Genomic DNA, 25,966 nt, shown 5'->3' on the forward strand with positions numbered 1-25,966 from the left:
GTTCAAAGAACCTACGCCAATACAGACTCAAGGTCAGGCATCAATATTTCAAACACAGAACCATGTTGAAGAATCGTAACACCACGTGATTTATCTTTCATAACCACAACTTCTGGTTTCTGTGACATACGCTCCAAATAAAACTCAGGTACTTCTCCAGAATGGCTGACAGTAATGCCATCCACTTCCTTCTCTTCATGCTCTTCAAATACTGTTTCCACAACACTCTCAAAAATATCGGAGAACGCTTCAAAATTATTCGTATATACTGATATGCACTTCATCTGACATCCCATCCCATCTCTAATGTTCACTATCCTATATTATCTTTATCTTTCCTGATTTGGGTCATCTTCATACGTTTTTTGCCTTCACGACATACATCAAGAAGCGGACAAATTTGGCACTGTGGATTTTGAGCCTTGCAATGATAGCGCCCAAAAAAAATAAGTCGATGATGAGTATCCGTCCATTCGTCCCTCGGAACTTGTTTCATCAGCTTTTTTTCCACTTCAAGTACGGAATCCTTCCATCCTGTCAACCCTAGACGTTTGGATACCCGTTCCACATGTGTGTCTACCGCAATAGCAGGCACTCCAAATGCATTAGACATGACCACATTGGCTGTCTTACGTCCCACGCCTGGTAGCAACACCAATTGTTCATGTGTTTTAGGAACATCACCATCGTATTGTTCTATCACCATTTTGCATAAGTTATGAATATGCTTGGCCTTATTGCGATAAAGTCCAATTCGTCGAATATCCTGCTCCAACTCTTCAAGCGGAACCTCGACATAATCTTTAGGTGATCTGTACTTTTGAAACAAATCTTTAGTGACCTTATTTACCATCTCATCTGTGCATTGAGCAGAGAGAAGTACCGCAATCGTCAATTCAAAAGCGTTACTATGGACCAGTTCACAATGCGCCTCAGGAAACATATCACGCATTGTATCCAGAATATGGCGTACCGTTTCAGACTTCATGATGAATTCCTCCTGCAAAAAAAACGTCTTGATACAGGAACTACCTCCCGTATCAAGACGGTGTATTTCATGACCATTCCCAAAGCAGATTACGGTTTGCGTACTTCCACAATCACATCATTGTTTAAATACAGTACAATATTATCATTTTCTTTAAGAGATTGCACGAGTAATGTCGTGTCACCTTGGTGAATATATGCATTTGGTGCCAATACATACCGATTATTCTCTGTTGTATATTGTCGTTTCACAAAAAATTCTCTTGTAGAACTATCATACTTCCAGAAATCACGGGTAACTAAATTTAGAACTTTAATGATCGTAGTTCCATCCACATCTTTACGAATTTCAACACGATCAGTAGCGACTAGGCTACTTAAATTAGTGTTGATGCTTCCCGCACGTAGAATTTTAAGAGCACCATTAATTTTAAAGACTTCAGTGCTACCATTATAATCTTTAACGGTGACACTCGAAGTTGCCGTATCTGCAGTGAGTACTTGACCTATCAGTAATTTGATGTTTTGGACATTTGCTGCTGTGTTACCACTTAGCGTAATATTCAAAATCTGACCCGCCTGCAGATCAGAAATTTTCAAAGACTGTCCGCTATCACCAATAATGACTGCTTTGTCTAAATAAAGTTGATTCGTGCTTCCATCCGACTTCACAATAATCCGATTAGCTGCTGTGTCAACAGATACAAGCTCAAATTGGATAACCGATTTCATTAGAATACTTTGTACAGTATCTTGATTATTCGACAATACAAGTGATACGGAACTTCCAATCTTCACATCTGACATACTTACATTACTTTTACCATACATTTCAATCGTAGGATTCGAATAAGGCACGGTAATACTTTGATCTCCAGATCCTTGAAGCGTTATCTTACGAGAAGCGGTATCTATTGCAGTGATCGTTCCATCATATTTATAAACAACTTCTAAAGATAAAGCTCGATTTCCGATATAACTAACATTAATTCTACGGTTACTTGTTAATAGTGATTCCATACCCGTTAATGTAGGTGTACTCGAATTATAGATTAACTTCGTCTTGTCATCTAAAGTAAATACAAACGGCTTCTTATTAGCATCAAGAACAGTCAATAGTTTTGACTTTGCATCATACGATACAACCGTTGAAGATGGTTTTTGTTCCATTTGTCTATTTAGTACTACAATCTTAGTTACCAATTCTTTCGCATCTAATGTCAACTCTACTTGATCACCAGCCGTTTTATCCCCAATAAGGTCAGATAATAGTGGTTTATCGATACCTTGGATGACAATTTCAGGCTTATCAGATAGTAGTTTCACTTCCAATGCCCCGCCATCTCTCTTATAGGTAAGAGTGGTACCATTTGTTCCGACTTCATAAATCGAACCACGAAGTGTCCGTTCAACAGCCTGAGTTACTTCAATAGACTGAATGATATTGTTCTGAATCGTATATTTAATGGCAGAGCCATTTTTCAATTCTGCAGGACTCAGAATTTCTTTCTGATAACTAACGATTAAACGGTCATCCCATTTGTAGCTTTCCGTCGTACCCAGTGCATTTTTAATAGTAACCGTCTTCGTATTCGACTCTACGGTTTCTAATGTTCCCGTACCACTCTTATTCACGACACCCGTCTTCACTTGAACCATCACTAGACTCTTATTGGCAGTAAAATTCTCACGTTTAATAACAATTTGGCTACCAGCAGTTAAATCTTTTGGTTCAATCTTATTGCCATTTACATCTTGGAAAAGCGTGTTGTTATCATAAGTGTATGAAGCAAATGCTGTATTATTAGAAACCCCTATTGAATTCCCTGGGAACAAACGCTCAAAGGTTGTCTCAATATTCTCTAGTTGTTCTTTGGGATCTGTTACCTCTACGTAAACGGCCTTACCACTATTCTCAATAACCATAACCTTAGAGTATAATTTCACATCGGTTAAAGGAATCTTCGTCTCGGAATCACTAGTATAATAAGAAGTTGTATTATTTAGTGAATAACTATGCACACTACCGTTAACAAATAAACTAATAGATTTGTCACTTACTGCTGTAACAATACCTTCATTAGCATTTGCATACTTCGTATCCATTAATGCTTCACCACGACTAAAGAAAGTCGCTAGTTGTCCACGTGTCACAGATCCCAGTGGATCGAATCGGTTACCTTCTACACCTTTTGTTAATCCCATCTCGATCGCAGCATTTACAAATCCGAGCTTAGAAGCAGAAATTTTACTGTTATCCGCGAATGTTGTAGCCTTATTCGCAGAAGAGGCGGCATCTGCTTCCTTGCCAATCGCACGCACTAACAATTCAGCAATCCATTCCCGGTTGGCTTTCTTCTCGCCCCAAGCTGTTTTCGATTTAGCATCATCTGTAACGAGTTTTGTATCCAACAATTTCTTCTGGAATGCTAAAGTCACATAGGGTTTGAAATAATTCCCCACCGTAAAATTAGTTGGCCAGGTTATCACGGGACCTGAGTTCATTTGGTCCTGAATATTCATAAACCGAATGGCCATTGTGATTGCTTCCTGTTGTGTTACACCATCATTAGGTCTAAACAAACCTTTATCTCCCAAGAGAATGCCTTGAGCAGCTAATTTATAAATGTGTTTTTCTGCAAAGAATCCACTCTTCACATCACTGAATACGCTACTACTTGTCGTCACCACTTGGTTAGTGACAGGAGACGTCGTCTCTGCAGCAAATGCTGCGGTACCTGAGCTTAAGGCCACCATACTTACAAGTAGGGCTGATACTACTTTTTTGGAATTAATAGAATGATGACTACGTTTGGAATGCATATGGTTACCCCTCTCTACTTAGCACAAATCATAAATCCTTGATATAAACAGTTTATTCGACATAAAAGCGCTATTTCCTGCTTTTCTTAATTCTTCGTCATCGGGTGCTCTAAATCAGCATGTCCCATGAGACTTTCAACTTGTTGGCCATCTACCAGAAGTTCAATAGACTTTACTTCATCGAATTGAAACAACGTCTTTTGAAGAGATTCAAGTGCGAACATTTCCCCACCTGAACCAAGACGAGCTTCGTCTGGAAGGTGAATATCCATCGTAATGGCACCATTCTTCATATCAAGTGATTTCAACTCTACTTTTCCCCATAAAGGAATGAGTTCATCATTGTTGCTACTTTGAAGAGCTTTGAAGGCTGCCTTATACTTTTGTAAATCATCTTCAAATGTAATTTCTAATTTAGATTGTTTCAATTCCATCTCTTGTGGATCCGTATAATAGACAGAGATTGTTTCTTTCTTGGATGATACTTGTTCCTCTTTAGCCTTATCTTTACCTTTGTCTTTATCAACGTCTTCAGTACTTTCGATACCTTTATCGCCTGAAGCATTTGTAGCAGGAACTTCCTTTTCAGGTACAGTAACGACCTCTTTTTGGCCTTCGTTTGTGCTGTTGCTAGGTCCTGCCTGGGGTTTATCCCCACAACCAGTTCCAATAACTACAACTAACGCAATTAGCCCAGTACACCACCATTTTTTATTCATATTGTTCCTCCTAAAAGTTTTGTAGCGTTACTATTATTATATACTTCGTCAAAACTTACTTCGAAAGCATACTCTAAAAGTTTTGAAGCGTTACTCTAGTATATCCCCCGTTAAACTTACTTCGAACGCATAAACAAAAGTTTTGTAGCATTACTTCTTGTTATTTCACGCCAAGATATTCCTTAATTCCGTCCACAATACCTTGAGCAACACGATTTTGCAAGCTTTCTGTGAATAGGCCGGCTTCATCTTGCTTATTACTTAGGTAACCAGATTCGAGTAGGACAGCAGCCATATTAGTCTCGCGAATAACATGGAAGTTTCCGTAACGAACTCCGCGATCCTTAAACCCTGTAGCTCTCACTAAATATTTATGCATCACATTTGCTAATGCTTTACTACGATCATTCTTATAATACGTTTCAGTCCCTGATGCTGCTGATGAGCCCGAGCTGTTAGCATGGATAGAAATAAACACATCCGCTTTTAAATCATTAGCTATTTTAACGCGTTCTTTAAGTTCTAGGAAAATATCATTACTACGTGTCAAAACGCCGTCTATTTTAGGTTCATTTTTTAACAATTTGTCCACTTTAAGAGCAACTGCCAAATTGAAATTCTTTTCCTTTTTACCCGTGATACCAATAGCTCCAGGATCTTGATTCCCATGACCAGCATCAATCACAGCAATTTTTTTGCCATTCCCTCCCACAGGAGTTCCTGGATTTGGAGAATCGGATGTCTTTAATGCTACAATAAGTAAGCTACCTTCAGCATAAATCGTATAATCCTTAGCGTAGTTCAAATCCATCACAATTCTCACGGTCGATGGCGAATTGTTATATAACGAGTACCGTACTTGTTCTATATCTGGGTAACCAACGACATGAAAGCTTCCTTGTAAATAGCTATCTAGTTGTTGGCTCGTCCCAAATGATTCAGAGAACTTCGCGTAGGGTATATCAATTACTATACGATTAGGCGAGGTCATTACTGACACCTTAGGCTCTATACTACCTGTTGTGGAAATCATGAGACGATTATCGCTGTAGCTTAAGCTATTAATTAGTGCTAATTCAGCAGGTGTTGTTGGTTCAGTACCTGGCTCTTTATCAGGGTTAGGATCTGGTTTTCCATTCCCCGTATTCGAGGAGATCAAATATACTCTCTTGGTTACATTATCCCAGTTGACCTGAAGCCCTAGTTGCTCACTAACGAATCGAATCGGCACCAATACGGTGTCTGTCTTTAAAGCCGGTCCGATTGGAAGTGTAACTTCATTTCCATTCACATATCCACTCTTGTTGTTAACAACAAGATGAATGACTGTCGAATCATTATTGATCGTGACCGACTGCTTGCTTTTATCCCATGCAACTTTGAATCCTAGATTTTCCACGACCACACGAACGGGAATCATAACATTATTCTGAATCGTTTCAATTTTGGCATTCGTTGCTAAGACAAGTTCCGTACCGTCCAAATATATATTTGAATGCCCTGAGGCAGCTTGTCCTTTACCTGGAAACACCATAACGAAGATGATAATCATCACCAAGAAGCTAAATTTCTTCATCATTCACCCTACCATCCTTATTAATTTTGTTATTTGTAATTGAGTTAGTCCTAGTTTCACTTCCTTTCGATGGACAACTATTAGACGCACCTTTTCGCTAAAGGTTGCGAAAATATTCCTTTTAATGAAAAAAAGCCCCCTACTTTATAACTATGTAGAACATGCGTATTTACGAAAAAAACCTTCACTCCCAATTATCGGAAATGAAGGTTTTGTACCAAATATCATATTTACATTTAGAAATTTTAAAACTTATCGTACCATCGGATGCTCTAAATCAGCATGTCCCATTAAACTCTCAACAGCTGCACCATCCACAAGCAGTTCAATACTTTTCACTTCTTCAAATTGAAATAACGTGTTCTTTAAAGCATCTAACGCGAACTGCTCGCCGCCAGCTCCTAATCTTGCTTCGTCAGGCATATGAATATCCATAGTTACTTTTCCACTATTAAATGATACGGTCTTAAGCGTAATCTTACTCCATAAGGAGATAAGTTCAGGATTACCATCAACTTGCAATGCTTTAAAGGCAGATTGATACTTATCGGTGGCATTCACGAAATGAATCTCTTGCTCCGATTTCTTAAGCACCGTGGCATCTGTATCCGTATAATACACCAGAATCTTTTCACTTTGCGTATTCTTCTTGTCCTGATTAGTAGTAGCATCCTCTTTGGGTGCGTCCTCCACTACTCCAGATGTAGCTACCTCTTTGGTGTCGGTTGTAAGTTTCTTTACTGGAGTATCTTTTTCTGTGGATGTACTATTATCCTTCGCTGGGGTTTCAGGAACATTCGCATTCGTAGTACTCGCCGTATTCCCCACGACTTGGGTACTACCTGCATCACTGAGAGGTTTCTGCCCACACCCCATGGCAATAAGCATTAGTAGAGATAATACTATTGAACAGCCTAGTTTTTTATTCACGACATCACATCCTCTTCAAGGAATTCTCTTTATTTAACACCCAAATATTCTTTAATTCCATTTACAATTGCTTGTGCCACTTTATTCTGATAGTCGTCTGAGTACATCATTAACTCATCCGAGCTATTACTTAGGAATCCAATTTCCAAAAGTACAGCGGGCATTTTTGTCTCTCTAATTACATGGAGACTATTACTTTTAACTCCACGGTCACTTAAACCCGTTGCTTTAATTAAATACTTATGGATGACGTTTGCTAGATCTTTACTACTACTCCTTTGGTAATAATAAGTTTCTGTTCCACTTGGCTTAGATGAAGGATTACTGTTACCGTGAATAGATACAAACACATCCGCATACAATCGATTAGCCAACTGAGCACGTTCAGATAAAGTAGGGTATGTATCACTATCACGAGTCATTACAACATCTATATTGGATTCCTTAAGTAGAAGGGATTGAACTTTCAAAGAAACCGCTAAAGTAAAATCCTTCTCATGTTTTTTACTGATACTTAATGCCCCTGGATCTGATCCGCCATGGCCAGGATCAATAACAACAATCTTATGACCAGAAGGGACGACTGGAACTGGAACAAGTGGCGGAATAGTATTACTATCTTCAGAAGCATTCAAATCGATAATTAGCATCTTAGAATCCGAATCTTGACTTAGCTGATATGCATTAGCAGCATTCAGAGCAATGACAACACGAACTTTGTATGGATCACGAGTAAACAACGAATATCTCACTTCCGACACATTCGGATACCCACTGAGATCCAATTTCCCTTTCAATCCACTATCCAAAGGATGTATGGTTCCAAAAGAATCAGCGAAATTCGTATTCGGTAAATCAATGACAATCCGATCAGGATTTGTTAATCGTGAAATCTCCGGTGTTATTGCACCATCTAAAGTTACAAGTAGCTGGTTATTAACAAAACTGAGTCCATTGAGACGATTCAATGGATTTGTCGTCTGACCACTTCCATCTATACCTGGAACTGATGTAGGAGGTGGTGTAGGAACATTAGGGGTTGGTGTTACTTCTCCTGTATCAACGCCTGCTTGTCCATTATTTATTGACTCTTTGTTACCACTCGTTAAATAAACTGTCTTATCTACGTTATCCCAGCTAACCAAAAGTCCCATTTGTTCACTCACGAACCGAATTGGAACTAACACCGTCTCGTTCTTAACTTGCGGGGCAGTATTCAATACGACTTGGTTACCATCAACCGTCGCTGATTGTTGATTGACCGTTAGCGTTATAATCTTTGTATCCTGTTGGATCATGACACCTTGTGTCTTCTGATTCCAATCGACCTTGAACTTGAGATTCTCAACAACGACACGAATGGGGATCATAACGTTCTCATTTATGACCTGAACCTGGACACCAGAAGGCATACCTATTTCCTTACCATCAAGAATGATCTTTGACTGAACCGCAGCAGCACTCCCTTCGCTCGGAAACACGATAAGAAAGAACGCACATAAAAGTAATAAAAGACTAAATTTCTTCATTATTCACCCCAGTTGTAATTATTTCTCGAAAAAACCATCTCTTCAACCCAATTTTCTCATTAATAACATTATTCTACCTTTAGGTAGGCGATTCCTGCTCAAACTACAATATATTTTGAGGAATATACTAATTTTGTGGTATTTCCTGCACCGCAGTCGTTTGTTGTCATCACATGAGTAAAAAAAGCCTCCATTCCCATGAGGGGAATGAAGGCTTAGTAAATTACTAATTGTAAACTACTTATCTACTTCCTAGACAAGAGCAAGACTAGCACGCTTTTGCTCATAAGTCGTAATGTCCGCTTCATGTTGTAGTGTAAGACCAATATCATCTAGACCTTGTAGAAGGAACTGGCGACGATGCTCGTCAATGTTGAAATCAATGTGTAGACCATACTCATCCGTTAGCGTCTGGTTCTCTAGATCAACATGCAATTGATAACCATCATGTGCAGCTGTACGTTGGAATAAATCTTCCACTTGCTCTTCGGACAACTTAATAGGCAAGATACTATTCTTGAAACAGTTATTGTAGAAAATATCTGCAAAAGAAGGTGCAATGACACATTTGAATCCATAGTCTAAAATCGCCCATGGCGCATGCTCACGTGATGATCCACACCCAAAGTTCGCTCTCGATACGAGTACGGATGCACCGTTATAACGAGGTTTATTCAACTCAAAACTATCAATGTCTTTTCCTTCTTGATCAAAACGCCATTCATAGAATAAGAATTGACCAAACCCCGTACGTTCGATTCTTTTCAAAAATTGTTTAGGAATGATAGCGTCTGTATCAACGTTAACGCGATCTACTGGGCCTACAATCCCAGTTAATTTAGTGAATGCTTCCATTTGATTATCTCCTCTCTTTCGATTTCTTTAGTTAACCGCTTCAGTCTTGAAGTTCCAGTCGCGCACGTCCACGAAACGACCTTTGATTGCAGCAGCAGCAGCCATAGCAGGAGATACTAGGTGCGTACGTCCTCCACGTCCTTGACGTCCTTCGAAGTTACGGTTCGAAGTAGAAGCACAACGTTGTCCTGGTTCAAGAACATCCGGATTCATCGCAAGACACATACTACATCCTGCATCACGCCATTCAAATCCCGCTTCTGTGAAAATTTTGTCTAATCCTTCTTCTTCGGCTTGAATTTTCACACGACCAGATCCCGGTACAACGATAGCTGTAACCTTATCTGATACTTTGTGCCCTTTCGCTACTTGCGAAGCTGCACGCAAATCTTCAATTCGACCATTCGTACAAGAACCGATAAACACATAATCAATCTCAATTTCAGTGATTGGTGTACCCGGTGTAAGACCCATATATTCTAGCGCTTTCTCAGCAGCTTTACGTTCATTTTCTGTTGGCAACTCCGCAGGTACAGGAACTTTAGACGTAATATCTGTTCCCATCCCAGGACTTGTTCCCCAGGTCACCTGTGGAATCAATGAATCCACATCGAATTCCAATATGAGGTCAAATGCAGCACCTTCGTCTGTAAGCAATAGCTTCCAGCCTTCAACAGCTTTATCGTAAGCTGCATCTTGAGGTACATGTTGACGTCCACGTAGATATTCAAATGTCGTCTCATCTGGAGCGATCAAACCTGCTCTAGCGCCACCTTCAATAGACATGTTGCAGACCGTCATACGTTCTTCCATCGTCAACGACTTGATGGATTCACCCGTGTATTCAATAACATATCCAGTAGCGAAATCTGTACCATACTTAGCGATAACACCTAGAATCATATCTTTTGCAGTAACGCCTGCTTTACGGTTACCTAAAAAACGGATTTCCATCGTCTTCGCTTTGGATTGTTGCAAACATTGCGTTGCAAGAACGTGTTCTACTTCACTTGTACCAATTCCGAAGGCCAAAGCCCCGAAAGCGCCGTGAGTAGAAGTATGGCTATCGCCACACACGATTGTTTTACCAGGATGCGTAAGTCCAAGTTCAGGACCCATAACGTGAACTACCCCTTGATCGATAGAATCAAGATCATATAATGTTACGCCGAAATCACGACAGTTCTGTGACAGCGTATCGATTTGTTGCTTGGAGATAGGATCTTTAATGTTAAAACGATCTTTCGTTGGTACATTATGATCCATCGTTGCAAATGTCAACTCAGGACGTCGTACTTGACGTCCACTTAGACGAAGACCTTCAAATGCTTGCGGAGATGTCACTTCATGAACAAGGTGCAAATCGATATAAAGAATACTCGGCTTGCCCTCTTCCTGATGAATGACGTGATTTTCCCAAATTTTCTCGAACATTGTCTTTTTACTCATCATATTCACCCCATCTTAAATTCGAACTTTGGAAGAAACACCCTAATTGAACGGCATTTCTTGAATAAAGCTATGATAACATCGATCTCTTCATTGTTCCAAGATATAATATCTATAAATGCTATAGGTTTCAACTATAAGATGTTAGAATAATATAGGAGAAACGGGTACAATAGATCCAATATATTCACATTGTAAGAAACGATAACAATTTGTCCCTACTAACTTTAAAGGATGATTATTTAATGGAACTAAGACAATTACAATATGCGTTACAAATCGCTGCTGAACGTAATTTCTCAAGAGCTGCAGAGAAGTTACACATTGCTCAACCTTCTCTCAGCCAGCAGTTATCCAAGCTTGAGAAAGAAATTGGCGTACTTCTTTTTCAAAGAAATACGAGCAGTGTTGAACTCACACATGCAGGTGCTGCATTCATGGAACAAGCACAGAAAATCATAGATGCCGTAGAATTGTTGCGACAAGAAATGTCCGACATATCACAACTTCGCGGAGGAAAAGTTGTCGTGGGAAGTATGCCTATTACCGGTTCTCATTTGCTTCCTTATGTACTTCCAACCTTCAAGCTAACTTTTCCAGATATAGAGATCTCTCTCGTAGAAGATTCCTCTATGAATCTGGAGAAGCTGACTGCGCTTGGAAAAACAGATTTAAGTCTACTCTCTCTTCCACTTGTGGAGCCTTCTCTTGCCTATGAGATCATCGGGAAAGAATTAATTGATCTTGCCGTCCCTCCAAATCACCCATTAGCTAAGAGAGCAATGGCAAGTAAAAGACCTGTAGCGGTTAAATTAGAAGAGTTAAAAGACGAACCTTTTATCGTGCTAAAGAGAGGTCAAGGATTTCGTAAAATGACCATTGAGCTCTGCCAACAAGCTGGATTTGAACCTCAAGTCGTATTCGAAAGTAGCAATATGGAGACGATCCAATCTCTTGTTGCCGCTGGTATGGGTGTGACATTCGTCCCAAGGTATATTGCTCGAGCTCCTAGATCTGAGTTCGTTCCTGTGTACTTACCATTAGCTGATCCTGTTCCTTACCGTACGCTTGTTGTTGCATATCGTAAAGGACGTTATCTCTCTAAGGCAGCTGAAGCTTTTATCGAGACATTCAAGAAATCGATGGCAGGGATATAATCTAGATAGGAGCGCTTACTACTTACTTATTATAAAGTTCAGGTCGGCGGTCTTGGAAAATAGGAATCCGGCTTCTCACTTCGTCTACAAGTGACAACGAGAGTTCAGCAGTCACGATTTCTTCACCTTCTCCACCTTCAGCAACAATCTCGCCCCATGGATCAATAATCATGGAATGACCGAAGAATGAAGCTTCACCGTTATCCCCAACTGTGTTACAAGCAACAACATACATCTGATTCTCAATGGCACGTGCCATAAGCAGTGTACGCCAATGATGCAAGCGGGGATGCGGCCATTCAGCTGGAACAAACAGTACCTTGGCCCCATTTAGTGCTAGACTACGTGCCATTTCTGGAAAACGAATATCATAACAAATAGATACCCCAGCTTTAAAATCATTATTCACGGGAAAAGTGACTAGTTCTTGGCCTGGAACTAAATATTTCTCTTCATTCATTAAGCAGAACAAGTGAATTTTCGAATATTTAGCAATTTCTTCCCCTTGTCGGTCGAACACATACATCGAATTCGTAATCTGATCGCCATTCGCTTCAGCAATCGAACCGCCTATAATGAAGACATCATTTTTTTTGGCAAAAGAACTTAGCCATTCCTTGCTATGCTCACCGCGATCATCCGCTATTTCTTGAATTTGTTCCAATGCATACCCTGTATTCCACATTTCAGGCAACATAAGAAGATCAGGTTTGGGTGTCTGTCCCACGGCTTTCTCCATTAAAGAGCGGATATGCAACACATTCGCTTCTGGGTCCCCTAATTGAATAGGTGTTTGAATCAATGCTATACGTAATTGGTCTTTGTTTGTTAGATTTGTCATGATCCTCGCCTCTATTCCAATTGATATACATCATCTTATCTTGTTGAACCATTCCCATGCAACAATTCCTTATGTTAATTCAATCTATACAGCCCGGTTAAATGATGATAAATTAAATTTACTATATTTTTAAGAGAGTAGTGTGATTAAGGATGACCAGTCACCCAAACAACCAGAATAACGTCTCAGCCTTTCAGATCGAACCGGCCGATGTTATTAAGGGACTACCTAGCCAGTTTTTTGCTAATCTAGTTCAGAAAGTCAATCGTGAGATTGCCGAAGGCCATGATGTCATTAATCTAGGACAAGGTAATCCCGATACACCAACACCAGAACATATCGTGAAAGAGTTACAAAGTGCGGCGGCTAACCCGCTTTATCATAAGTACCCTCCTTTTACGGGCTATTCTTTTCTAAAAGAAGCCATTGCTACACGATATCTCGAAGATTACGGTGTTGTTCTTGATCCTGAGACAGAAGTCGCTATTCTATTCGGGGGCAAAACAGGGCTTGTAGAGTTACCTCAAGTCGTTCTTAATCCAGGAGATCTCTGCCTTGTACCAGACCCAGGATATCCAGATTATTGGTCGGGTGTAGCGCTGGCACGTGCTGAAATGTCCTTCATGCCTCTTCTCAAAGAGAATAAATTCTTACCTGATTACAATCAGATTAGTGATGAAGATAAAGCTCGTGCAAAGCTCATGTTCCTGAATTATCCTAACAACCCAACATCTGCAACGGCTCCTCTTTCTTTCTATGAAGAAACCGTAGAATTCGCTGCAAAGAACGAAATTATTGTAGCCAGTGACTTCGCCTATGGCGCTATCGGATTCGACGGTAAGCAGCCTGTCAGCTTCCTTCAAGCACCTGGTGCCAAAGAAATAGGAATCGAGATGTACACCCTCTCCAAAACGTATAATATGGCTGGATGGCGTGTAGGATTTGCTCTTGGTAATGCCGAAGTGATCTCACACATTAATTCGCTTCAAGATCATATGTATGTCAGTCTATTCGGGGGTATCCAATCTGCTGCTGCCGTCGCACTCACTTCATCTCAGGATTGTGTTCATGAGTTAGTGGCTCGATATGAATCTAGACGGAATGCGTTACACACGGCATTAGATGAAATCGGTTGGCACACCGATCGACCGAGTGGCTCATTCTTTAGTTGGTTACCTGTCCCTGAGGGGCATACGTCCGTCTCTTTCTCAGATCTCCTACTTAAAGAAGCTAAAGTAGCTGTCGCACCAGGTGTAGGATTCGGTAGTTGTGGAGAAGGTTATGTACGTATAGGCTTACTTAGCTCCGAGGCTAGACTACAAGAAGCAGTCGCACGGATCGGTAAACTAGGCATCTTCTCATAATCTTTGCAAAGGGTTCCTATCCATGGTATCCTATTTGAAAATAAACGTATCTTTTAAAGTGTGAGTACAAAAAGTCATCTTTTCAGCACCGAGAATATTGGATGAAGCAAGGGAGTGAGGAGCGGAGCGTAGGCAGTACCTACGTGAGCACCGGAAGGACCGCCTGAATTCAATATTCGATGTCGAATAAGCCTCTTGGTAAACTTCGTGATCAAAAGATGAATTTTTGAACATCCTCTTATATATGAAAACGTGTTGACGGGACCATTAGTTAAGGCTGTGCACGCTGATAGAGAGTAAATTCCTTGGCTGAGAGAGTTTACCGTGAATCCTTATCGAACCTACCCCTGAGCGGCCTGCAATATCATGCAGGACAGTACCTTCTGTTACAAGGTCATTAAGTTGGATGATCTATTCATCAATAAAGGTGGTACCGCGGAAGCTATAACTTTCGTCCTTTGCTCGTCAAGGATGAAGGTTTTTTTGTTGTTTTGTTGTAAAATTGATCTTTAATGAGGAAGTGATTGTTGTGTCTTCTCGTATCGTTGTCAAAATCGGAAGTAGCTCCCTTGCCTCTGTCGAAGGAGCATTGAATCGTGAGGCTATCATATTTTTCGCAAGAGAAATGGCTTCTTTAAAAGCGGCAGGTCACGAAGTGTTGTTGGTCACATCAGGTGCGGTTGCAGCAGGATTTCGTGAGATTGGTTATGACGCTCGTCCTCGATTATTACATGAGAAACAAGCTGCAGCAGCCGTTGGTCAGGCACTATTAATGCAAGCCTATCAGCAAGCCTTCGCCGCTCATGGCATTGTTACCGCTCAGTTATTACTCACACGGACTGATTTCTGCAGTCGCAAGCGGATGAATAATGCCGGTATGACCGTTGAAGAATTGTTGAAACAAGGTGTCATCCCTATTGTTAATGAAAATGATACCGTGTCTGTCGATGAGCTTAAATTCGGTGATAATGACACATTATCTGCCCTTGTCGCCAATTTAGTGAAAGCACGTCACCTCTTGATCCTCACAGATATGGACGGTCTTTATAGTGGTGATCCACGCAAGTATCCAGATGCCGTTCGCTACAGTCATGTGACTGAAATAACGGAGGAAATTTATACTAATGCTGGTGGTGCTGGTTCCTCACTCGGTACAGGTGGCATGCGCTCCAAAATAGATGCTGCCAAGATAGCCACCCGAGGCGGTGTCCCTGTCTTCATCGGGCAGGTTACAGCTCATGGAGATCTTCAGAACGCTGTAGACGGCCAAGGCCGTGGAACTTATTTCGATACTAAACTCTCTTCCCTATCTATGAAAAAGCAATGGCTTGGCTTCATGTCGACACCACTTGGCTCCATCACTGTAGATGCAGGTGCGGAAACAGCCTTAATCCATGGTGGGCATAGTCTGCTTCCCGTAGGTGTCAAACACGTAGTAGGTCATTTTCATGCAGGCGATGTCGTAGAAGTACTTAATACGGATGCAGTAGTCCTCGGACGCGGCGTCATTAATTATGATGATGAACAATTACGCCAAGTATGCGGCATGTCCAGTTCAGATGTATATCAGAAGATTGATAGTATTCATCGGTTAGAGGTTGTTCATCGTGACGAGTGGATTACATTAAAGTAGAGGCTTAGGCGAAAGCCGCTACGGTGACGGATTGTTCTTCCGATCGCTGTTGTCATTGGATTCTTGATTATAAGCCGCTTATCGCGGTAGAAATCCTATGACAAAGGCGAACGCTACGCTTCTTCAGAACAATTCCTTCACCTTCGCAAGATTGCGGCAAGATCCACTTTAATGCGGGTATTAATAGAGAAAAAAACATTGAAGTAAACCTCATAAAACTAAGCTTATGCTTACGATGCGATCTTTCATGAAGTAAAACTGGAAGTATCGCTAAAAAATTAAAACCATGCTTCCGATGTGATTTTTTTCGAAGTAGTTCGACGATGATATGCTCAAAAAATTTCAGGAGGTTATCCCTATGAACCAAAGTGAAGTAAGACAAAAGGCCACGCTTGCGAAAGCTGCTGCTACTGTACTGAATCGCTTGGATACTCAACAGAAGAATGAAGCGTTGCAACTGATGGCTCAGGCGCTCAGACAGGAACAAGAGATTATTTTAACTGCAAATCTTGAAGATCTTGAACGTGGACGTCAGCAAGGTACAGCTCCTTCCCTACTCGACCGATTGGCATTAACTCCGGAACGCATTAACGCTATGGCTGAAGGTTTAGAACAGATTATTGATCTTCCAGATCCTATTGGTGACGTACTAGAAGCTTTAGATCGTCCAAATGGTCTTACAATCGATAAAGTACGTGTTCCACTTGGTGTAATTGGTATCATATATGAAGCTCGTCCGAATGTGACTGTCGATGCTGCTGGTCTTTGTCTTAAGACGGGTAATGCGGTTGTATTGCGTGGTGGATCTTCCGCTATCTCATCCAACCGTCAAATTATTGAAGTGTTGCATCGTGCTCTTGCTCTATCAGCTATCCCAGTCGATGCTCTACAAATTATCGAAGATCCTAATCGCGCATCTGTCGATGAAATGTTGAAGCTTAAAGGATTACTAGACGTTGTGATTCCACGTGGTGGCAGATCACTCATCCAGAATGTTGTTGAGAACGCTACTGTCCCTGTCATCGAGACCGGCGCTGGTGTATGTCATACGTATTTAGATGCATCCGCTGATCCTGATATGGCCTCTAATATTAGCTTAAATGCTAAAGTACAACGTCCATCTGTCTGTAATTCGATGGAGACCCTTATCGTTCATAGCGATTTCGCTACACGCCATCTTGCATCTCTGGCAGAACAATTCAAGGAATCCAATGTAGAAATACGTGGATGTGAGGCTACGCTCCCAATCATCCCTTGGGCTACCCTAGCTACCGACGAAGACTACTCGACGGAATATAATGATTACATCATGAATGTTAAAATAGTCAACAATGTGCAAGAAGCACTTGATCATATTGCGCAACATGGAACGCAACACTCTGAATGTATCATTACGGAAGACAAAGATCAGGCTGCATTCTTCATCCAAGAGGTTGATGCTGCTGCTGTTTATCATAATGCTTCTACTCGTTTCACAGACGGATTCGAATTCGGATTCGGTGCAGAAATTGGAATTAGCACTCAAAAGTTGCACGCTCGGGGCCCAATGGGACTCCCTTCACTTACTTCTACTAAATATAGAATCTACGGTAACGGACAAATTCGTCGATAATTTCCGACATGGAGGATTGAATCATGGGCCAAATGAGTCAACAACAGTACGCAATTCAGAATAATATTACTTTTCATGGTGCAGGATCGATGGCAGAAGCGATCGTACGCGGTCTTATAGCAAGATCCGTTGTTCTGCCTTCCAATATAATGATGCTTAATCGTAGTAATACTACCCGACTTGAAGAATTGCAAAAGTTATATCAAGTTAGGACCAGCAATGACGAATCAGCTAAGGTCGGTATCCTGCAGAGTTCTTCGGTTATTGTCCTAGCGATGAAGCCCAAAGATGCTGCTGCGGCTCTCCAACAATTAGGCCCCCTACTTACAGAAGATCAGTTGATTGTATCTGTTATCGCAGGTCTGTCGATCAACACCATGCAGCGCCTTTTAGGTCGCAATCAACCTATCGCTCGCACGATGCCGAATACTTCTAGTTCAATTGGTCTTGGCGCTACTGGAATTTCGTTCTCAACTGAAGTAACTGAAGATCAACAACGTATTGTTACGACTCTATTTGAAGCTGTTGGTACGATTACAATTATTGAAGAGCAAAATATGGACTTATTGACTGGAATTTCGGGAAGTGGCCCAGCTTATATCTACTATATGATGGAAGCGATGATCGCTGCAGGCGTTCGTGGTGGTCTTACTCCAGAACAATGTACAGAATTGACGGTTCAGACCGTACTTGGTGCTGCTCGAATGGTACAACAAACGGGAGAAGCACCTGGAGCTCTGAGAGCGAAAGTCACTTCTCCTAACGGATCTACCCAAGCCGCGATTAGCGTGCTTGACGAAGGTAACTTCTTCGAAGATGTTATTGCTGCTGTCAATCGTTGCAGTGAACGATCACGTGAAATGGGCGCGGCTCTTGAGGAGGAAATTTAAATGAGTTATTGCACAGCTACGTATAGATTACATGATCCGAAAGCGGATTTTCATAAAAAGGCAGAATCAATCGCTGTTGGATTAACGGTAGGAAGTTGGACTGAATTACCTCAAGCGAAACGTACCGCCATGCAAAAACATCTAGGTCAAGTCTTATATGTCGATGTACATGAAGATTTATCGGACGCTAATCGGTATGCTGACATCACTATCGCCTACCCTGATGTGAATTTCAGCCGTGACATTCCAGCACTTCTTGTCACTGTTTTCGGTAAAATCTCTATGGATGGTCGAATCAAACTAATCAAGCTTGGATTCTCAGAGTCATTTTTGTCCGCTTTTCCAGGTCCTAAATTTGGAATTCAAGGCATCCGCCAACAACTTGATGTATACAATCGCCCACTCCTCATGAGTATCTTCAAATCTGTCATCGGACTTAATCTTGATGAACTTCGTGAGCAATTCACCCTTCAAGCATTGGGTGGGGTAGATCTCATTAAAGATGATGAAATTTTGTTCGAGAATGAACTAACACCGATTGAGAAACGTGTCGAGATCTGTGCTAGAGCTGCGGAAGAAGCAAGTAAAGAAACAGGTAAAAAACTTCTTTACGCTACGAACTTAACTGGACGCACGTCCAATCTGAAACAACAAGCGCTAAGAGCTATCGAAGCTGGCGCAAATGCCTTACTATTCAACGTGCTTTCTTATGGCTATGATGTCCTACATGAGCTAAGTAGTGATCCGGAGATTACCGTTCCAATCGCAGCACATCCTGCATTAGCTGGGGCAATGTACCCTTCACCTCATTATGGCATTTCAGCGTCTGTACTTCTTGGGCAGTTGATGCGCCTAGCTGGTGCGGACCTGGTACTTTTCCCTTCTCCTTATGGATCTGTCACGATGCCGCGGGATGAGAATTTAGCGATTAGAGATGAACTTATTAGCTCAGATTTAGCTATAAAGACAAGTATGCCTGTCCCTTCTGCCGGGATTCATCCGGGACTCGTACCGGTCATACTTCAAGATTTCGGAATGGATGTCGTAGTCAATGCAGGTGGAGGTATTCATGGCCATCCAATGGGTACGGCTGCAGGCGGACGTGCTTTCTTACAAGCCATTGATGCTGCTACTCACAACATCCCTTTATCCGACTATGCACATTCATTTCCTGAACTACAAACAGCATTAAACATCTGGGGAGGAAAATAATGACATCACCTAAGAAAACCGTCATCTTTTGCGATTTCGACGGTACTATCACCATTACAGATAATATTGTTGCGATTATGAATCAATTCAAACCTGCTGGTTATGAAGCTATTGTCGAAGATACAATTAAACAACGGTTAACGCTAAAAGTAGGTGTCGGCGCTATGTTCGCACTTATGCCTTCTGGCCAAAAGGAAGAACTCACTTCTTTTGTACTCAATACCGCTGGGATACGCGAAGGTTTCCAAGACTTCCTCCACTATCTTGAAGCTGAGAATATTGAATTCAATGTCACTAGTGGTGGTATGGATTTCTTCATCCATCCTATGCTTGCGCCATTCGGCATTCCTGCGGACCATATTTATTGCAATGGTGCTGACTTTACAGGTGAACAAATTGAAATTACTTGGCCTAATCCATGTCTTCCTCCTTGCGAGAGTGGATGCGGCATGTGCAAAACAACGGTGATGCGTAAGTTTCCAGAGGAATCTTATTTCCGAATCCTTATTGGAGATAGCCTAACAGACTTCGAAGGTGCCAAAATTGCTGATCTTGTCTATTCCCGATCCCACCTCACTACGAAATGTGAAGAGCTTGGAGTAGACCATGTACCTTATGCGACATTTCATGATATCTTAAAAGATATGCAACTGAAACAAGAACAAGGAGTGCTTAAATCATGAGCTTTGAAAATATCACCTTAGAAGAAAAACAACAGGCGCTCGATGATCTACGACAAGTAAAAACCCTATTTGCAGAGCGTAATTGGTTCCCTGGAACAAGCGGCAATCTATCGATTCGTGTTGGGGAATTTCAAGAGGATGAATTTCATTTTGCGGTAACTGCAAGCGGCAAAGATAAATCCGTGAGTACGCCTCAAGATTTTTTATTCGTGGATCAGAACGGTCAAGCTTGTGAAGCCACGACACTTAAGCCAAGTGCAGAAACATTGATCCATTGTGAAATTTATCGATTGACTGGATGCGGTGCGGTGTTCCACGTACATACCGTGTATAACAACCTAATTAGCGAATGGCTTGGTCAGAGCGGGGTTGTTAAAGCTCAGGGTATTGAACTGATTAAAGCTTTCAACATCTGGGAAGAAAATGCTGAGATTTCCATTCCAGTTATCCCTAATTATGCACACATTCCAAGTATTGCAGCAGAAGTTCCTGGGGTGCTTAATCCTGCGGTACCTGGCATATTGTTACAGAATCATGGTATCTGTGCGTGGGGTAAGAATGCCTTTGAAGCTAAGAGACACTTAGAAGCATTTGAATTTATTTTTGAATATTTGTATCGCGGTTTACTGCTTAATAACGTACCTAAAAGATAGTGATCGTTAGGAACGTGCATGAGAAATAATGGTGTAGTAAGACCACTCCAGAGAGATGCATTGTTCTTATGACCCGATATCAAAACAATCCCATTCCTATAATTAGGATTGGGATTGTTTTGTCTAATTCAATATTTATTATGTTGTTCGTACCAACTGACGAATCAGAGCTGGAAACCACTCATTTAATGATGTAAAGGGGAACCCTGCTTCTACTGCCTTCGCATTGCTACTGAAGAACGATTCTTCCACACCATAAGGTGAGTGATTCGAATCCTCTGTATGTTGATCTATAATGGCTGTTTTGCCCACTTCTTGTTCCATCAATTCGATCATCTCTGCTAACGATATCTCACCTGTGGAGCAGGCATTTAGAGCTCCGGTAAGCGATTGATCCTTCAACCAGCTTAGTAATGAAGCCGCTTCATCCGAAGAAATGAAGTTTATCTTTGCATCAAGTGAAGGAATAAGAATAGGTGTCCCTTCCTTAATCCGATCGATGTGAAATTCAAGACGTCTCGTATAATCATCTTCACCTACGACAAAAGTAAATCGAACACTACACACAGGGAATGTGGCATGTTGGGCGAATACGGCTTCGGCTAGTCTTTTACCTATACCATAGTTGAAATCTGAGCGCGTTCCCATCTGTATAGGATAGGTAGTTGGATCCACTTCTGTTTCTATGTGTTCATTTGGATTGGATTCATATATGGAGATAGTGGATGTATTAATATATCTCTTCACCTTACCTGCAAATACTTCACAGGCATTCCATGCGTCTTGTGGAGAATAACAGATATTATCGTATATGACATCCCACGCTAAACCTTCAGTAGCTTGTAATAAGGAGTCATAATTTTCTCGATCTATGACAAGACGTTTTACTTTATCTCCAAACCCATCCGAAGTCTTCCCTCTAGTAGCGATCGTTACCTCTACCCCTTCTTCTAAAAGGAGCTCTACTAATCTCTTTCCAAAGAATCGTGTCCCACCTAACACCAATGCTGTTGTCATGAATACCTCCTACATTTATCTTGAATACATTAACGACGAGGTCGAACCTGTTCCGATTTCTTGTTCAACTTCTTATTCCCGAGCGCAAGCTTCAGTCCACCGCCGATAAAGAGTATCGACACGATGAATGTTTGGATATACGTACGGAATCGATAGTCAATACGGAATTCAGGGAACCTTGCATCCAATAAAGGAATAATGAATTGTGTCCCTAGATAATACATCCCAAGTAATAATAATGCTATACCTAGCAACCCACGGTGATTGTCAATTCCTTCAACAAGCGGTCGATCAATAAGCGGCTCTTTGCCATATCGAGATGCCTGCTGGAGTCCATCAAAGAAACTATAGAACCAAATCACAGGGATAAGAAACATGAATATTGAAAGTCTAAGAATATCTAGAATATAGATGGAACCCAAGAACAATACCATCAGTTGTAGCCCTCTCTTTTGCAAGCCTAGGTACATATGTCCCGCACCAGGAAAAGCAGACAATAATGTCACTAATGTTTTACTACGTTTACCATCTTCTCGTCCTTCTTCAAATTCCTCAAATAATGTTCGATCGACTAACGGCTCCCCTGCCTGCTTCCGATTCATTTGTTGTACCGTATCAAACATACAATATAACCAAATAACCGGGAGTACACCTAGGAACAACAGGAATATCGAGGAACTTGTAATCCCCGAAACAAACATCATGATCGTTAACAACCCGAAGAATGCGATTAGAAAAGATAATCCACGTTGCATCAAGCCTAATTGGAAATGTCCTAATCCGGGGATAAATGATAGTAGAATCGTGTAAAAACGCTCACTATGCTCACTTTTTGAAACGAATGGTTCACTTATTAAGTGTCCTTGTTCATACACTGCATGACCTAGTTCATTTCTCATTTGCAATGCAATCTGGGGTGAAGATGGCCTTCTTAGTAAGAAGATTATTAAATCTAGCATACTAACACACCAGAAGAAAAGTCCCCCTACGGCTCCAACACCTATAAATTCATCCTGATTACTAACAATAGCCAACAAAGAACTCACACCAATACTTCCAAAGAACATTAAAGGATATAGAAATCCTCTAGATTTTCTTCCCAAGAAAAAATGTCCTAACCCGGGGAACACATTTAATGCGAAAGCCAAAAGTCCATTTCGTTCATTATGCACATCCATCCATCCTCTCAAGTCTCATTTATCGTTTCAATTGATCAAGCCACGTCACTGTAATATCCATCATCTGTTCGCTATATGGCGTCGTCTGTTTCTGTTCTTTAGCTATAACAGTTAAATCCCCAGTTACTAATTTATCAAAAAGCCCTGTAGACAAGAATAACAAGGTCACACATGCAGCAACTGCATAATGGAATATAGGATGTTCGAACCACCGTCGTCGCTGTTGTTCAATACGACTCTCTTCCTTCTCGTAAAGATGAAACGGTATGCTATTCATGACGTCATCCGTAAATTGTATCGAATCCATCATATCCGGCATGCTTAGTTCCACGGAAGATAGAAGTTGGATATGTAAATCCATCGCTTCCGTATCTTCAAGTAGTAGCGTTTCCCAAGACTTCTCTTGTTCCATCGTACAGCCACCATTGATATATAGTTGTGCTAGTATTCGCTTATCTTCCACGCTTAAATGTTTCATTTCCAAGCTTCCTCCTTCCATTTCTTCCGAATCCACTCTCTTGCCCGATACAATTTAGATTCTACCGTTTTCGGTTTAACCTCAAGCTCTTGCGCAATTTGTTCGTAATTCTTCTCATCTAAATAAAAAGCCGTAAGCACAACCCTATGATTATCTGGAATCGTTTGTAACTTCCTTTTAAAGAGTTCATTTTTTTCTTTACGAATCGTACGGTTTAACAGATCTTCTTCATCTGAGGCAATCAATTCCATATCGAACACAGGATATTGCTTATCTTCGCCTCGCCGTGTTTTCTTTCGCTTCAGATCAATAGCCTTATTCATTGCAATACGCGTAATCCACGATTTAAACCCTTGGGATCGATATTGAGAAAGAGACTTATAGATCTGGATAAAGGTCTCTTGGGCAACATCTTCTGCATCCTTAACATCGCGCAATACGGAGTATGTCGTATGGAATATATGTTTACTATATTGATCTACAATGAACCGAAATGCTGTCTCGTCCCCTTGAAGAATATCTTCTATGATTTTATCCTCGTCAATAGTTCTCCTCTCCTTCCCCTAGTCTTAGACGTTAATTTTATCATGTCCCCTGCAATTCTCATGAAAATATTATTTCCAAGCTGCATTTGACCGAGTACGAGCTTGTGTTACAACATAAAAAGACTGAACAAGGGTTCCCTTGATCAGTCTCTCAGTAATGCAGATTTATAACTTACACATCTATGAATGAATTTTCGATTGGATAGCTAAGGCCATTACTGAGAAAGAACATCATCCTCGTCTATTGTAAGGCAGTAACTTTTCCCCTGATCGTTGCGTGACTGACATCCTCTTTAATATTTCTGGAGACATGATTCCTAGTACAATCAAGAACATCCCGCTCCATTGCAGAGGTGTAACCAATTCTCCCAAGAATATGACAGAGACCACCATGGCTGAAGGTAATTCTGCTGCACATAGGATCGTACCTAGACCTGCTCCTATTTTAGGCATACTAATGGCAAATAAAAAGAACGGAACTACGACACCCAACACCCCAAGTAGCAAACCATATCTCCATAGACTTGTCTCTGTTAGTTGAGTAACAAGGTGTACCGGATTTGTTGTTAGGGATATCGTTAAGAACGCTCCAGTACTAATAAAGAACAACCGTTTTGGAGCAGCTTCCTGCGTCGCAACTTTTGAAGAAAGTACCATGTAAAGTGCAAAGAATAAGGCAGCAAGTAGTCCAAACAACACGCCTTTCATACTCAATGAAGATAAAGATTGATTAAAAATAGCTCCCGCCATCAATGTACCGATTACTAACAATAAGATAGCTACTAATTTACTCTTACTTGGCCATGTTCTAGTCATAATACTTTCAATAACAACACCTATCCAAGTGAATTGGAACAGGAATACAACCGCTATTGAAGCAGGCAATTCAGATACAGAGACCGCGTAGGTTATACCTACTAAAGCAGTCATCAAACCCGTAAACAACAACTGTCCAGCGTTCTTCAATGAAATCTTATAATTAAATGAGAAAAGGTATATAGCAGCGATAATGACCCAACCAACGAGATATTGGCTACCGATTAATTCTCCTGAAGTATAACCATCCTTAAATCCAAGCTTAACCATCGTCGACAGTGTACCATACGATATCGCACCCAATATCGCAAAAATTGAATATTTCAATACATTCAAGCTTAACACTCCTTCTATTAAAAAATAAAAATCGCCACCTGTCCTAAGGACAGATGACGACCGAAAAAAAGGTTTCCCTTTTAAAAATTTCGTCTCTCAAAAAAAATGAGTTTGTGATATTTAAAAATAATTCTTGTAAAGCATAATAGAAATAAAGCTTACTGTCAATGGAATACGTATCCTTTATAGATCATGCAGAAAATCTGATAAGTTCTCTTCCGAAATTACTCTTAGACCATTTCTTATAAGTAAAGCGGTCGTTACGCCATTGCCAACGATTCTCTTGCCTTCAAATGTACCATTATAAATCATTGAGCTTCCACAAGATGGACTGTATTCCTTTAGAATGATGATTTCCGCATGAACCGCTTGCGCTTGTTTAAGCGTATCGTAAGCTCCTTTAATGTACTGGTCCGTGACATCTTGTCCTGATTTATCAACAACTCTTGCTTGTCCATTAAGGACATCCTCTCCATCTCCTCCGACGATCTCAGCAGGCTCTCTCGGTGTTGAGAAACCTCCAAGGAGTTCAGGACAAACCATCTTTGCTTTATTGTCTTCTATCAATTTCTGAATTCTGAGATCTATTCGATGTGTTCCGTTATATCTTACTGGTAACCCCGCTAAACATGAACTCACTAGGATCAAAATTACCACCTCAATCTATTCGTATTAACCGTTTG

Annotated in this window: 24 protein-coding genes; 8 read left to right on the forward strand and 16 right to left on the reverse strand. The window is 40.9% G+C overall.

Translation table 11 applies throughout. The annotated features are described in order from the left end of the window. Window positions 1–11: 11 nt before the first annotated feature. From BW961_RS00075 to leuC, 9 genes are all read right to left on the reverse strand, one after another. The gene (locus tag BW961_RS00075; protein ID WP_068590416.1) at window positions 12–284 is read right to left on the reverse strand and encodes an NAD/NADP transhydrogenase alpha subunit; all 273 of its coding nucleotides are present in this window, start codon (window positions 282–284) and stop codon (window positions 12–14) included. A 29-nt stretch (window positions 285–313) separates the two neighbouring features. Beyond that, complete coding sequence (nth, locus tag BW961_RS00080) at window positions 314–988, reverse strand: endonuclease III (protein ID WP_068590414.1); 675 nt, start codon at window positions 986–988, stop codon at window positions 314–316. An 89-nt stretch (window positions 989–1,077) separates the two neighbouring features. After that, complete coding sequence (locus tag BW961_RS00085; protein ID WP_068590412.1) at window positions 1,078–3,810, reverse strand: S-layer homology domain-containing protein; 2,733 nt, start codon at window positions 3,808–3,810, stop codon at window positions 1,078–1,080. A gap of 86 nt (window positions 3,811–3,896) precedes the next feature. Further along, the gene (locus BW961_RS00090; RefSeq protein ID WP_068590410.1) at window positions 3,897–4,529 is read right to left on the reverse strand and encodes a GerMN domain-containing protein; all 633 of its coding nucleotides are present in this window, start codon (window positions 4,527–4,529) and stop codon (window positions 3,897–3,899) included. A gap of 160 nt (window positions 4,530–4,689) precedes the next feature. After that, window positions 4,690–6,105, reverse strand: coding sequence for an N-acetylmuramoyl-L-alanine amidase family protein (locus tag BW961_RS00095; protein ID WP_068590606.1), 1,416 nt, complete (start codon window positions 6,103–6,105; stop codon window positions 4,690–4,692). Between the two features lie 252 nt (window positions 6,106–6,357). Beyond that, window positions 6,358–7,035: a GerMN domain-containing protein gene (locus BW961_RS00100; protein WP_068590407.1), complete on the reverse strand. Its 678-nt coding sequence runs from the start codon at window positions 7,033–7,035 to the stop codon at window positions 6,358–6,360. A 29-nt stretch (window positions 7,036–7,064) separates the two neighbouring features. Then, window positions 7,065–8,564: an N-acetylmuramoyl-L-alanine amidase family protein gene (locus BW961_RS00105; RefSeq protein ID WP_068590405.1), complete on the reverse strand. Its 1,500-nt coding sequence runs from the start codon at window positions 8,562–8,564 to the stop codon at window positions 7,065–7,067. Window positions 8,565–8,816: 252 nt separating this feature from the next. Then, entirely contained in the window at window positions 8,817–9,419 is a 603-nt protein-coding gene (gene leuD, locus BW961_RS00110) for a 3-isopropylmalate dehydratase small subunit (protein WP_068590403.1), read from the reverse strand. Window positions 9,420–9,446: 27 nt separating this feature from the next. Next, window positions 9,447–10,868, reverse strand: coding sequence for a 3-isopropylmalate dehydratase large subunit (gene leuC / locus BW961_RS00115; protein ID WP_068590401.1), 1,422 nt, complete (start codon window positions 10,866–10,868; stop codon window positions 9,447–9,449). 245 nt (window positions 10,869–11,113) lie between these two features. On the opposite strand from leuC, the gene BW961_RS00120 reads away from it, so the two are divergent. Next, a complete protein-coding gene (locus BW961_RS00120) occupies window positions 11,114–12,025 on the forward strand; it encodes a LysR family transcriptional regulator (RefSeq protein WP_068590399.1) in 912 nt (303 codons plus the stop codon). A 22-nt stretch (window positions 12,026–12,047) separates the two neighbouring features. Here BW961_RS00120 and BW961_RS00125 read toward each other — a convergent pair whose 3' ends face one another. Further along, complete coding sequence (locus BW961_RS00125) at window positions 12,048–12,866, reverse strand: carbon-nitrogen family hydrolase (protein WP_068590396.1); 819 nt, start codon at window positions 12,864–12,866, stop codon at window positions 12,048–12,050. A gap of 152 nt (window positions 12,867–13,018) precedes the next feature. Between BW961_RS00125 and BW961_RS00130 the strand changes: the two genes are divergently transcribed. The 7 genes from BW961_RS00130 (at window position 13,019) to mtnB (ending at window position 20,913) form a co-directional block, all read left to right on the forward strand. Further along, window positions 13,019–14,230, forward strand: a complete 1,212-nt coding sequence (locus BW961_RS00130) for a pyridoxal phosphate-dependent aminotransferase (protein ID WP_068590394.1) — start codon at window positions 13,019–13,021, stop codon at window positions 14,228–14,230. A gap of 529 nt (window positions 14,231–14,759) precedes the next feature. Beyond that, window positions 14,760–15,863, forward strand: a complete 1,104-nt coding sequence (gene proB, locus BW961_RS00135; protein ID WP_068590391.1) for a glutamate 5-kinase — start codon at window positions 14,760–14,762, stop codon at window positions 15,861–15,863. A gap of 358 nt (window positions 15,864–16,221) precedes the next feature. Further along, window positions 16,222–17,475 (forward strand): glutamate-5-semialdehyde dehydrogenase, encoded by a 1,254-nt coding sequence (locus BW961_RS00140; RefSeq protein ID WP_068590388.1) that lies wholly within the window; start codon window positions 16,222–16,224, stop codon window positions 17,473–17,475. A 23-nt stretch (window positions 17,476–17,498) separates the two neighbouring features. Further along, a complete protein-coding gene (proC, locus tag BW961_RS00145; RefSeq protein WP_068590387.1) occupies window positions 17,499–18,365 on the forward strand; it encodes a pyrroline-5-carboxylate reductase in 867 nt (288 codons plus the stop codon). After that, a complete protein-coding gene (locus tag BW961_RS00150) occupies window positions 18,366–19,577 on the forward strand; it encodes a 2,3-diketo-5-methylthiopentyl-1-phosphate enolase (protein ID WP_068590385.1) in 1,212 nt (403 codons plus the stop codon). After that, the gene (locus BW961_RS00155; RefSeq protein WP_068590383.1) at window positions 19,577–20,260 is read left to right on the forward strand and encodes a 2-hydroxy-3-keto-5-methylthiopentenyl-1-phosphate phosphatase; all 684 of its coding nucleotides are present in this window, start codon (window positions 19,577–19,579) and stop codon (window positions 20,258–20,260) included. The genes BW961_RS00150 and BW961_RS00155 overlap by 1 nt, the downstream gene beginning before the upstream one ends. Next, complete coding sequence (mtnB, locus tag BW961_RS00160; protein WP_068590381.1) at window positions 20,257–20,913, forward strand: methylthioribulose 1-phosphate dehydratase; 657 nt, start codon at window positions 20,257–20,259, stop codon at window positions 20,911–20,913. The genes BW961_RS00155 and mtnB overlap by 4 nt, the downstream gene beginning before the upstream one ends. Before the next feature lie 138 nt (window positions 20,914–21,051). Here mtnB and BW961_RS00165 read toward each other — a convergent pair whose 3' ends face one another. The 6 genes from BW961_RS00165 to BW961_RS00190 all read right to left on the reverse strand — a co-directional run bounded on the left by BW961_RS00165 (window position 21,052) and on the right by BW961_RS00190 (window position 25,931). Beyond that, window positions 21,052–21,930 carry an NAD-dependent epimerase/dehydratase family protein gene (locus tag BW961_RS00165; protein ID WP_068590379.1) on the reverse strand — a complete coding sequence of 293 codons (879 nt, stop codon included), beginning with the start codon at window positions 21,928–21,930 and terminating at the stop codon, window positions 21,052–21,054. A gap of 29 nt (window positions 21,931–21,959) precedes the next feature. After that, entirely contained in the window at window positions 21,960–23,102 is a 1,143-nt protein-coding gene (locus BW961_RS00170; protein WP_139331487.1) for a hypothetical protein, read from the reverse strand. 25 nt (window positions 23,103–23,127) lie between these two features. Next, on the reverse strand, window positions 23,128–23,586 hold the full coding sequence (locus tag BW961_RS00175) for a hypothetical protein (RefSeq protein ID WP_068590372.1): 459 nt from the start codon (window positions 23,584–23,586) through the stop codon (window positions 23,128–23,130). Then, complete coding sequence (locus tag BW961_RS00180; protein WP_326110744.1) at window positions 23,583–24,131, reverse strand: RNA polymerase sigma factor; 549 nt, start codon at window positions 24,129–24,131, stop codon at window positions 23,583–23,585. The genes BW961_RS00175 and BW961_RS00180 overlap by 4 nt, the downstream gene beginning before the upstream one ends. Before the next feature lie 231 nt (window positions 24,132–24,362). Beyond that, on the reverse strand, window positions 24,363–25,283 hold the full coding sequence (locus tag BW961_RS00185) for an EamA family transporter (RefSeq protein WP_068590368.1): 921 nt from the start codon (window positions 25,281–25,283) through the stop codon (window positions 24,363–24,365). 183 nt (window positions 25,284–25,466) lie between these two features. After that, complete coding sequence (locus BW961_RS00190; RefSeq protein WP_068590366.1) at window positions 25,467–25,931, reverse strand: 2-thiouracil desulfurase family protein; 465 nt, start codon at window positions 25,929–25,931, stop codon at window positions 25,467–25,469. Window positions 25,932–25,966: the final 35 nt, after the last annotated feature.

Source organism: Paenibacillus macquariensis, from assembly GCF_900156375.1.
In the GTDB taxonomy this organism is placed as follows: Bacteria; Bacillota; Bacilli; order Paenibacillales; family Paenibacillaceae; genus Paenibacillus_AQ; species Paenibacillus_AQ macquariensis.

Bases quoted from the DNA above. Each gene is read 5' to 3' on its own strand.
- BW961_RS00075 (WP_068590416.1), bottom strand. From the start codon at position 284: ATGAAGTGCATATCAGTATATACGAATAATTTTGAAGCGTTCTCCGAT.
- nth (WP_068590414.1), bottom strand. From the start codon at position 988: ATGAAGTCTGAAACGGTACGCCATATTCTGGATACAATGCGTGATATG.
- BW961_RS00085 (WP_068590412.1), bottom strand. From the start codon at position 3,810: ATGCATTCCAAACGTAGTCATCATTCTATTAATTCCAAAAAAGTAGTA.
- BW961_RS00090 (WP_068590410.1), bottom strand. From the start codon at position 4,529: ATGAATAAAAAATGGTGGTGTACTGGGCTAATTGCGTTAGTTGTAGTT.
- BW961_RS00095 (WP_068590606.1), bottom strand. From the start codon at position 6,105: ATGAAGAAATTTAGCTTCTTGGTGATGATTATCATCTTCGTTATGGTG.
- BW961_RS00105 (WP_068590405.1), bottom strand. From the start codon at position 8,564: ATGAAGAAATTTAGTCTTTTATTACTTTTATGTGCGTTCTTTCTTATC.
- leuD (WP_068590403.1), bottom strand. From the start codon at position 9,419: ATGGAAGCATTCACTAAATTAACTGGGATTGTAGGCCCAGTAGATCGC.
- leuC (WP_068590401.1), bottom strand. From the start codon at position 10,868: ATGAGTAAAAAGACAATGTTCGAGAAAATTTGGGAAAATCACGTCATT.
- BW961_RS00120 (WP_068590399.1), top strand. From the start codon at position 11,114: ATGGAACTAAGACAATTACAATATGCGTTACAAATCGCTGCTGAACGT.
- BW961_RS00125 (WP_068590396.1), bottom strand. From the start codon at position 12,866: ATGACAAATCTAACAAACAAAGACCAATTACGTATAGCATTGATTCAA.
- BW961_RS00130 (WP_068590394.1), top strand. From the start codon at position 13,019: ATGACCAGTCACCCAAACAACCAGAATAACGTCTCAGCCTTTCAGATC.
- BW961_RS00140 (WP_068590388.1), top strand. From the start codon at position 16,222: ATGAACCAAAGTGAAGTAAGACAAAAGGCCACGCTTGCGAAAGCTGCT.
- proC (WP_068590387.1), top strand. From the start codon at position 17,499: ATGGGCCAAATGAGTCAACAACAGTACGCAATTCAGAATAATATTACT.
- BW961_RS00150 (WP_068590385.1), top strand. From the start codon at position 18,366: ATGAGTTATTGCACAGCTACGTATAGATTACATGATCCGAAAGCGGAT.
- BW961_RS00155 (WP_068590383.1), top strand. From the start codon at position 19,577: ATGACATCACCTAAGAAAACCGTCATCTTTTGCGATTTCGACGGTACT.
- mtnB (WP_068590381.1), top strand. From the start codon at position 20,257: ATGAGCTTTGAAAATATCACCTTAGAAGAAAAACAACAGGCGCTCGAT.
- BW961_RS00165 (WP_068590379.1), bottom strand. From the start codon at position 21,930: ATGACAACAGCATTGGTGTTAGGTGGGACACGATTCTTTGGAAAGAGA.
- BW961_RS00175 (WP_068590372.1), bottom strand. From the start codon at position 23,586: ATGAAACATTTAAGCGTGGAAGATAAGCGAATACTAGCACAACTATAT.